This is a genomic window from Luteimonas sp. A482, from assembly GCF_054072655.1.
The window spans coordinates 1-1162 of the sequence record NZ_JBSVRO010000019.1 but is presented as its reverse complement, the minus strand read 5'-3'; the positions used below and the strand labels follow the sequence as shown (position 1 = coordinate 1162).

Below are 1162 nucleotides of genomic sequence, written 5' to 3'. Positions count from 1 at the left end.
CCTTATGTCTTGAGTTTCCCCTACCGTAGGCGCCGAGAGCCCGACGTGCGCGCCCGATAACGCCTCGGTGTCAGACCACCGTAATTCAGCAGGGGCCGCACGCCGGATCTCGCGCCCTGCGCCCGAACAGTTGATCGAGGTTTCCCTCGAACTGATAAGCGTGGGCCTCGGGCGCGATGCTCTCGGCCAATCAACTGTAGCGGAGAACGAACATGTCAGCAGCAGGGATCGATGTGAGCAAGGCCAGCCTGGATTTGGCCGTGGATGGGCAGCCGCGCGTGCTCCGGTTCGCCAACAATCGGGCGGACATCGCCAAGCTGGTCAAGCGACTGCAGGCGCTTGGGGCCACGCAGATCGTGGTCGAAGCCACCGGCGGCTACGAGGAGCCACTGCTCGAGGCCTGCTGCGATGCCGGTCTGTGGATTGCCCGGGTCAACCCTCGCCAGGCCCGCGCCTTCGCCAACGCCACCGGCGAGCTGGCCAAGACCGACGACATCGACGCCCGGATCCTGGCGCTCATGGCCCGGCTGTTCGCCGACCGCCTGCGCCCCTACCTCGCACCGCCGCCCTGGCAACGCGAGCTGCGTGATTGGCTGCGCCGCCGCTGCCAGGTGGTCGTCCTGCTTCAGGCCCAGAAGCAGCAGGCGGCGATGGCGCCTGCTTCGGTCCACAAGCTTGCAGCGCGCACCATTGCCGCCCTGGTCAGGGAGCTTGCCGCGATCGAGAAGACGATGAAGGCCTTGATCCAGGCGCACGCCACGCCCGCGCTACGCTCGAGCAAGGGTCTTGGACCCGTGTTCCAGGCCACCGCTCTCGCGCTGCTGCCGGAGCTCGGCCACCTTGATCGCAGACAGATCGCCAAGCTCACCGGCGTCGCCCCGATGAACCGGGACAGCGGACAGGGCCAGGGCAAGCGACGGATCCGTGGAGGGCGCGCCCCGGTTCGCGTCGCGCTCTACATGGCCACGCTCTCGGCCGTACGCTGGGATCCGACCATGAAGGCGCACTACCAGCAGCTTCGGGCGCGCGGCAAGCTTGGCAAGGTGGCGCTGGTGGCTTGCATGCGCAAGCTGCTCGGGATCATCAATGCCAGGCGCCGCGACGAGCTTCGGGCCGAGGGCCTGGCACTGGCTTGAGCGGCACGCTTCAAGACAGTTGCTGA

1 protein-coding gene is annotated in these 1162 nt (G+C 67.5%); it reads left to right on the top strand.

Annotated features, from left to right (window positions below):
- Positions 1-212: 212 nt before the first annotated feature.
- Entirely contained in the window at positions 213-1136 is a 924-nt protein-coding gene (locus tag ACW5DW_RS17085) for an IS110 family RNA-guided transposase (RefSeq protein ID WP_457020501.1), read from the top strand.
- Positions 1137-1162 lie beyond the last annotated feature (26 nt).